Here is a 7,106-nt window from a genome sequence, read left to right as displayed (position 1 = left end):
GCCGCGCCGCCGACTTCGCTCGCGCGCAGCCGGTGTTCGCCGCGCTCGGCCGCGCCACGCACGTGGGGCCGCACGGCGCGGGGCAGCTGGCCAAGCTCGCCAACCAGATGATCGTGGGCATCAGCATCGGCGCGGTGGCCGAGGCGCTGCTGCTGTGCGCCAAGGGAGGCGCCGATATGGCCAAGGTGAAGGAAGCCATCGGCGGCGGCTTCGCCGACAGCCGCGTGCTGCAGGTGCACGGCCAGCGCATGGTCGAGCGCGACTTCGCGCCGCGCGCACGCATGAGCGTGCAGTTGAAGGACCTGCGCAACGCGCTGGCCACGGCCGAGGAAGTGGGCCTGGACGCGCCGATCACCGCCGTGTTCGAGCGGCTGTACAGCGAAGCCATCGAGCACGGCCTGCAGGACCTGGACCACTCCGGCCTGTTCGTGGAGCTGGCCGCGCGCAACGGGATGAACTGAGCCGCGAAAACCGCTCAAACGTTTTGCTAGAATAGCGTTCGTTGTGGGGGGGTAGCTCAGCTGGGAGAGCGTCGCGTTCGCAATGCGAAGGTCGGGAGTTCGATCCTCCTCCTCTCCACCACAACAGCCAATTTGTCAGACGTGGGTTCTTAGCTCAGTTGGTAGAGCAGCGGACTCTTAATCCGTAGGTCGTAGGTTCGAATCCTACAGGACCCACCACTCCTGCACACCTTCCCCTATTTGAGTCCTGCAATTGCCCATCGGTGCAATTGCGCGCGACCGAATTAGCCACTGTGCATTGCAATTTGCTGACGCCAACTGCGGTTCCGGCGGCACTTAAAATACAGGCATTCTCAGCTGCACGCCTCACCGCACAATTCATACAGTTGTGCTATTCACTTACGCCTTCACCAAGAAGGCGCATGGCCCCCGGCGATGTATAAATCCAGCGCCAAACAAAACAATGGTCAGGGGGCAGCAACATGGCACGACTCAGGCGCGGCCTGTCTAATTTTCCGCGCGCGTCGCCGCGCGCGAAGCTGGCGTTGTGGACGATCCGGGGCGCTTTGCCGCACCGTCCACTGCCCGGCATTCCCACCGGCATTTCTACCGGTTTCCATGCCGGAAACGGCCGCGGCATTGCGTCAGAACTGGACGGCGCCATGCACCGTATCGGGCAATTGACGACGCTGATTTCCATGTTGGATGGACTTCGCGGCGTGATAGACGCGGCCCAGGATTGAGTCTTCGCCAAGGCGGCGGTTAGAATCCTGACACGCCCGATGTTCCGGCTTGACCGTGGAGCACGGTCAATTCAAGGAAACGTCGTGAAAAAAACATACACCGAATTGATGCAGCAGATCGACTCCTTGCGACAGGAGGCCGAAAAAGCAAAGGCCACCGAAGTCCAGGGCGTCATTGACCGCATCCGCGAAGCCATCAAGCTCTACAACCTCACGCCGGAAGACCTGGGCTTCTCGCCCGCGTCTTCCGGCTCGGCAGCGTCGGGCCGCAGCCGCTCCAAGAGCGGCCGGGAACCCAAGTTCAGCGATGGCTCCGGCAACGTCTGGTCCGGCCGCGGCCCGCGTCCGCGCTGGCTGAAAGACGCGCTGAGCAAGGGCGCGAAGCTGGAGCAGTTCTCCACCAGCGCGCCGCACTGAGGCGCGGCGGCCGGCACTCCGGCCGCTACTTGCGGTAAGCCGCCCACGCCTTTTCGGTCGGTGTGGTCCCGGCCCCCGGCTCCGTCGGCAGCCGGAACGACCCGTCCACCACCTCGGCCGGGTCGGTGAAGCAGTCCTTGATCCACGGGATGTATTCCAGCACCGCGCAGGCGGGGTGCGCGTAGCTCAGGTGCACGTGCACCTGGCTCATGTCGCCCGCGTGCGGCGCCACCGGCAGGCGGTACGCCAGCGCGGCGTCGCACACGCGCAGCACCTCGGTCACCCCCGCCATGCGCGTCACGTCGGGCTGCACCCAGTGGATCGCGCCCTGGTGGAAGAACTCGCTGAACGCATCCACCGTGTACAACTGCTCGCCCAGCGCCACCGGAATGCGCGTGGCGCGCGCCAGCGCGGCGTGGCCCTTCACGTCGTCGTGCCACAGCGGCTCTTCGAACCAGTAGACGTCGAACGGCTCGGCGCCGCGGCAAAACCGCAGACACGACGCCAGGTCCCACTTGCCGTTGCCGTCCACAGCCACCGTGATCTCGGGCCCGACCGCCTTGCGCACCGCCTCCAGCCGCCGCAGATCGCGCTCGACGGTGGAGCCCACCTTGATCTTGATGCCGGTAAAGCCCTGCTGCACCGCGCGCCGCGCGCCGTCCACCAGCTTGTCGTCGGCGATGCTGAGCCAGCCGATGTCGGTGTTGTAGGCGCGCACCGTTTCGCGCACCTGCCCGCCCAGCAGCTTCCACAGCGGCACGCCCGCCGCCTTGGCATTCAGGTCCCACAGCGCGACGTCGATGGCCGCATGCGCCAACGAGGTGATGCCGGCGCGGCCGATCCACTGCATGGCCGGATCGCGGGCGATCTTGGTCCACAAACGCTGCACGTCGCGCGCGTCCTCGCCCACCAGCAGCGGCGCGTAGCAGTCGGCGATGCAGGCGGTGATCAGCCGGTCGCCCGGCAGGTGCGCATGCGTGCCGGTGAAGCCGTAACCGGACAGGCCGTCGTCCGTGTCGACGCGCGCGCCGACCACGCCCCAATGCGTGATGGTGTGCGTGCTGTCCGCGATCTGCGAACCCGTCACGGGCACGTGGAGGATGAACGGTTCGATGCGGGTGATCTTCACGGCGGCTCCTGGAACTGCCGGGGATTATCGGCCCACCCCCACGTAGTCCAGCGGCAGCGCCGTCGTCGTCTTCAGCACCTCCATGGCGAAGCCGGAGCTCACGTCCTGCAGGTCCACCGCCTTGATCAGTCGCTTGTAGACGCGGTCGTAGCCGGCGATGTCGGGCACCACCACCTTCAGCAGGTAGTCGATGTCGCCGCTCATCCGGTAGATCTCCACGATCTCCGGGATCTCGCGCGTGCCCTGCACGAACTTCTTCACCCAGGCGTCGCTGTGCTGGTTGGTGCGGATCGAGACGAACGCCGTGACGCCCACGTTCAGCCGCGCGGGATTGCACAGCGCCACCTGCTTGTCGATCACACCGTCGGCGTACAGCTTCTGCACGCGCCGCCAGCACGGCGTGGTGGAGAGGCTCACCTTCTCGGCCAGCTCGGCCATCGGGATCGAGGCGTCGCGCTGCAGCAGGGAAAGGATTTGCAGGTCTTTCTTGTCCATTGCCACGATTTTCCATAAATCGGCTGAATGGAGAAATATTTTCGCGCCAAATTCACTCGGACCACAGAACATCGCGATCTTTTTCTAACACGTCCTGCCTAGACTCCGTGCTTATGAAACAGCTGCAGCGCGCCTTCGTCGATCACCCGCAAAGCGTGGGCGAGTCCTACTGGCAGCACATGCGCGCGTCGCTGTCTTTCGCCGGCCCGCTGCTGCTGGGCGGCTTCGCCGCGCTGGTGCATGCGGTGTTCCCGTTCCTGCTGACCGGCACTGGCAGCGGCATCGTCGCGCGCCTGTATGAGCGCATGGTGCGCAACCGCGGCAACTGCGCCAAGCAGTGCGCGACGCGCTGAGGCCTATCCGTGCGTGAGAGGCGGTGGGCGTTGTTCAACCCGGCGACCGTCCAAGCGATCCGCCGCAGTTCGCGCACGCCCGTGCGCGTGGAAGCATCGATCAGACGAACAGCCGCTGAGCGCGGTCGGACAGTTCCTTTTGCCGCAGCATGATGCGGGGAACATCCGGGTGCATCGGATCGATTTCGGACATCGCCCAACGGTAGAAGGCCTGGGCCAGGGTCACGTGGAGGAGGGAGATGATCTTCATGGTGGAAGAATGATCGTTGACGGCTCCATTCTGGTTCGTCATCCGGTGGCTCATCCAATCCTTCGCCATTTACCACACGCCCTGTCGGACTAAACCGATGCCGCGCGCCAGCCGAGCGGCAGAGCACTATCCGCGCGGATGGTGCTCTGTGTGCAGTTGTTTCAGCCGCTCGCGCGCCACGTGCGTGTAGATGGTGGTCGTGGAAATGTCGGCATGGCCGAGCAGCATCTGCACCGCCCGCAGGTCGGCACCATGGTTGAGCAGGTGCGTGGCGAAGGCGTGCCGCAAGGTGTGCGGCGACATCGGCGCCGTGATGCCGGCGATGCGCGCGCATTTCTTCACGATCACCCAGAACATCGCGCGCGTCATGCCGTGACCGCGCGCCGTGACGAACAGGTCCTCGGTCTGCTGCCCCGCGAGGATGGCCGCGCGCCCCGCGCCAAAACCATCGCCGAGGTAGCGCTCCAGCCACACGCGCGCTTCCATGCCGAACGGCACCAGGCGCTCCTTGCTGCCCTTGCCCAACACGCGTAGCACGCCCTCGCCCATGCTCAGGTGGAAGGTCTTCAAGCCGACCAGTTCGCTCACGCGCAGGCCGCTCGCGTACATCAGCTCCAGCATGGTGCGGTCGCGCAGGCCCAGCGGCACCTCGGTGTCGGGGGCTTGCAGCAGGTCTTCCACCTGTTTTTCGGTGAGGGTCTTGGGCACGCGCAGCGGCTGCCGCGCGGACTGCAGCTTGAGGGTCGGGTCGGCCATGACCAAGCGCTCGCGCAACGCCCACCGGAAATAGCGCTTGAACACCGTGAGGCGCCGGTTGGCCGAGGTGGCGCGCGTCTCGGCGTGGCGGGCCGCGAAGTAGCCGAGCAGGTCGGCTTCTCCGCTGCTGTCGAGGGCGCGGCCATGGTGCTGCGCCAGCCACTGGCCGTACAGGCTGAGGTCGCGCCGGTAGGCCGCCAGCGTGTTCTTCGACAGGCCCTCCTGCAGCCACAGGGCGTCGATGAAGGCGTCGATGCTGTCGGCCGATGGCGTCGTCGCGCCCGTCACCTCATTCCAGCTTCAGCTTGGCCTGCTCGACCACCCGCTTGTAGACAGCGAACTCGGCCTGGATCTGCTCGCCGAACTGCTGCGGCGTGTTGCCGATGACGATCGAGCCGGTGTCCTCGATGCGCTTGCGCACCGCCGGGTCCTGCAGCACCTTCACGATGCCGGCATGCACCTTGTCCACCACCTCCTTGGGCAGCCCCTTGGGGCCGTAGACGCCGTAGTAGGCCATGCGGTTCACCGGCTCCAAACCGACTTCCTTGAAGGTCGGCACGTTGGGCAGTTCCTTCAGGCGCTGCGGCGCGGCCACCACGATCGGCACCAGCCGGTTCTCCCGGATGAAGGGCAGCGCCGAGGGCAGGTTGTCGAAGATCATCGGCACCTGGCCGGCCACCGTGTCGTTCAGCGCCGGGCCCGCGCCGCGGTACGGGATGTGGGTGACGAAGGTGCCCGACAGGTTCTTGTACAGCTCCATCTGCAGGTGGCCGATGCCGCCGGTGCCCGAGGACGAATAGGAGTAGCGGCCCGGGTTCTTCTTGACCGCCTCGACGAAGCCCTTGTAGTCCTTGGCCGGGAAGCTGGGGTGCACCGCGATGATGTTGGGCGTGGCGGCGATGTTGCTGATCGGCGTGAAGTCGGTCAGCGGGTTGTACGGCGTCTTCGGGTTGATCGCCGGGTTGGCCGCCGTGGTCGACACGGTGGCCACGCCCAGCGCGTAGCCGTCGGGCGTGGCGTGCGCCGTTTCGTTGGCGCCCACCACGCCGCCGCCGCCGGCCTTGTTCTCGACCACCACCGTCTGGCCCAGCACCTTGCCCAGCGGGTCGGCGATCACGCGCGCGATGATGTCGGTGGTGCCGCCGGGCGCGAACGGCACCACGAGACGGATCGGTTTGTTGGGATAGCCCTGCGCGGATGCGGGCACGGAGGCGACAGCCAGCGCCAGCGCGGACAGGCCGAGCCACAAGCGGCGTTTCATTGGAATTCTCCTGATGACGGAATTGAGCGAAGACCCCGGAATGCTACGGGCAGAACGCGCGCCCCGGGCTGCGGACTATCCATGAGGGCCGGCGCGCCAGCGCGGCGGTTATGCTGGCGCCGGTGAATTTTGCGCAGTTGCTGTTCCCCGACTTTTTCCTGATCCTGTGCGGCTGGCTTGTCTGCCGCTACACGGCGCTCAATCGCACCGTGTGGGAGCAGGTGGAAAGCCTGGTGTACTACTTCCTCTTTCCGGTGCTGCTGTTCCAGTCGGTGGTCAAGAGCCCGCTGGACCTGCGCGCCGCCTCCAGCCTCATCGCCGCCGGCCTGCTGCTGGGCGTGGCCGGCATCGCGATGGCCTACGCGCTGCCGCACCTGCCCTGGTTCTCGCGCCACGTCGACCGGCGCGAGCACGCCGCCTGTGCGCAGATCGCATTCCGCTTCAACTCGTTCATCGCGCTGGCCATGGCCGACCGGCTGGCCGGCGCGCAGGGCCTGCTGCTGGTGGCGGTGCTGATCGGCGTGTGCGTGCCCCTGTTCAACGTGGCCGCGGTGTGGCCGATGGCCCGCCACGCGCAGACCGGCATGCTGGGCGCGCTGCTGCGCAATCCGCTGATCATCTCCACCGCCACCGGCCTGGCGTGCAACCTGCTGGGTTTTCGCATCCCCGGCTGGCTGGAAGTGCCGGTCACGCGCATCGGCGCGGCGTCGCTGGCGCTGGGCCTGATGGCCACCGGCGCCGGCATGCAGTTCGGCAGCATGGCACGCGCCAAGACGCTGGCCGTGAGCGTGCTGGCCATCCGCCACCTGCTGCTGCCGCTGCTGGCGCTGGTGCTGTGTCGGCTGTTCCACCTGGATGCGCCGCAGGCCACGGTGCTGCTGGCGTTCTCGGCACTGCCGTCCGCATCCAGCGCCTACGTGCTGGCCTCGCGCATGGGCTACAACGGCGCACTGGTCGCCGGGCTGGTGACGCTGTCCACCCTGCTGGCCATGCTCAGCCTCGCGCTCGCCATCGGCGTGCTGCGTCCGATGGCGCTGTGAGCGCGCCGGGTTAGCATCCTGCGCAGACCATTCACGAGGAGGAGTTTCGAATGGCGATGACGACGACCCTGCGCGCCGCGGCCCTGCTGCTGGGCGCCTGCCTGGCCGGACCGGCCAGCGCGACGATGTACCGCTGCGGCAACGTGTTCCAGGACCGCCCGTGCGACGGCAGCGGCGCCGAGCAGCGCATCGTGCCCGGCG

10 protein-coding genes and 2 tRNA genes are annotated in these 7,106 nt (G+C 66.8%); 7 read left to right on the top strand and 5 right to left on the bottom strand.

Annotated features, from left to right (window positions below; all coding sequences use genetic code 11):
* The 5 genes from H0U68_RS20030 to H0U68_RS20010 form a co-directional block, all read left to right on the top strand.
* Window positions 1-461 (top strand): NAD-binding protein (locus H0U68_RS20030; protein WP_296358666.1); only part of this gene is annotated, 461 nt, incomplete at its 5' end.
* Window positions 462-506: 45 nt separating this feature from the next.
* Window positions 507-582: transfer RNA gene (locus tag H0U68_RS20025), tRNA-Ala, on the top strand.
* Between the two features lie 22 nt (window positions 583-604).
* Window positions 605-680: transfer RNA gene (locus tag H0U68_RS20020), tRNA-Lys, on the top strand.
* Between the two features lie 263 nt (window positions 681-943).
* Entirely contained in the window at window positions 944-1,204 is a 261-nt protein-coding gene (locus H0U68_RS20015) for a hypothetical protein (protein WP_296358665.1), read from the top strand.
* An 84-nt stretch (window positions 1,205-1,288) separates the two neighbouring features.
* The gene (locus tag H0U68_RS20010; RefSeq protein ID WP_296358664.1) at window positions 1,289-1,621 is read left to right on the top strand and encodes an H-NS histone family protein; all 333 of its coding nucleotides are present in this window, start codon (window positions 1,289-1,291) and stop codon (window positions 1,619-1,621) included.
* Window positions 1,622-1,646: 25 nt separating this feature from the next.
* Here H0U68_RS20010 and H0U68_RS20005 read toward each other — a convergent pair whose 3' ends face one another.
* Entirely contained in the window at window positions 1,647-2,750 is a 1,104-nt protein-coding gene (locus H0U68_RS20005) for a mandelate racemase/muconate lactonizing enzyme family protein (protein WP_296358663.1), read from the bottom strand.
* A gap of 24 nt (window positions 2,751-2,774) precedes the next feature.
* Window positions 2,775-3,245, bottom strand: coding sequence for an Lrp/AsnC family transcriptional regulator (locus H0U68_RS20000; RefSeq protein ID WP_296358662.1), 471 nt, complete (start codon window positions 3,243-3,245; stop codon window positions 2,775-2,777).
* A 113-nt stretch (window positions 3,246-3,358) separates the two neighbouring features.
* Here H0U68_RS20000 and H0U68_RS19995 point away from each other — a divergent pair, with 113 nt between their 5' ends.
* Window positions 3,359-3,598, top strand: a complete 240-nt coding sequence (locus H0U68_RS19995; RefSeq protein WP_296358661.1) for a DUF6356 family protein — start codon at window positions 3,359-3,361, stop codon at window positions 3,596-3,598.
* A 100-nt stretch (window positions 3,599-3,698) separates the two neighbouring features.
* On the opposite strand, the gene H0U68_RS19990 is transcribed toward H0U68_RS19995, so the two are convergent.
* From H0U68_RS19990 to H0U68_RS19980, 3 genes are all read right to left on the bottom strand, one after another.
* A complete protein-coding gene (locus H0U68_RS19990) occupies window positions 3,699-3,848 on the bottom strand; it encodes a hypothetical protein (RefSeq protein ID WP_296358660.1) in 150 nt (49 codons plus the stop codon).
* A gap of 126 nt (window positions 3,849-3,974) precedes the next feature.
* Window positions 3,975-4,892, bottom strand: coding sequence for a site-specific tyrosine recombinase XerD (xerD, locus tag H0U68_RS19985; RefSeq protein ID WP_296358659.1), 918 nt, complete (start codon window positions 4,890-4,892; stop codon window positions 3,975-3,977).
* Window position 4,893: 1 nt separating this feature from the next.
* Complete coding sequence (locus tag H0U68_RS19980) at window positions 4,894-5,865, bottom strand: tripartite tricarboxylate transporter substrate binding protein BugE (RefSeq protein WP_296358658.1); 972 nt, start codon at window positions 5,863-5,865, stop codon at window positions 4,894-4,896.
* A gap of 110 nt (window positions 5,866-5,975) precedes the next feature.
* Between H0U68_RS19980 and H0U68_RS19975 the strand changes: the two genes are divergently transcribed.
* On the top strand, window positions 5,976-6,905 hold the full coding sequence (locus H0U68_RS19975) for an AEC family transporter (RefSeq protein ID WP_296358657.1): 930 nt from the start codon (window positions 5,976-5,978) through the stop codon (window positions 6,903-6,905).
* The last annotated feature ends 201 nt before the right edge of the window (window positions 6,906-7,106 follow it).

It is taken from the genome of Ramlibacter sp., from assembly GCF_013697775.1.
Taxonomy (GTDB): domain Bacteria; phylum Pseudomonadota; class Gammaproteobacteria; order Burkholderiales; family Burkholderiaceae_C; genus Ramlibacter.
The sequence above is the reverse complement of the archived record's forward strand: the minus strand, read 5'-3'. Positions and strand labels throughout refer to the sequence as shown.

Excerpts from the sequence above, each read along its gene's own strand:
- H0U68_RS20015 (WP_296358665.1), top strand. The coding sequence starts at position 944 with ATGGCACGACTCAGGCGCGGCCTGTCTAATTTTCCGCGCGCGTCGCCG.
- H0U68_RS20000 (WP_296358662.1), bottom strand. The coding sequence starts at position 3,245 with ATGGACAAGAAAGACCTGCAAATCCTTTCCCTGCTGCAGCGCGACGCC.
- H0U68_RS19995 (WP_296358661.1), top strand. The coding sequence starts at position 3,359 with ATGAAACAGCTGCAGCGCGCCTTCGTCGATCACCCGCAAAGCGTGGGC.
- H0U68_RS19990 (WP_296358660.1), bottom strand. The coding sequence starts at position 3,848 with ATGAAGATCATCTCCCTCCTCCACGTGACCCTGGCCCAGGCCTTCTAC.
- H0U68_RS19980 (WP_296358658.1), bottom strand. The coding sequence starts at position 5,865 with ATGAAACGCCGCTTGTGGCTCGGCCTGTCCGCGCTGGCGCTGGCTGTC.
- H0U68_RS19975 (WP_296358657.1), top strand. The coding sequence starts at position 5,976 with ATGCTGGCGCCGGTGAATTTTGCGCAGTTGCTGTTCCCCGACTTTTTC.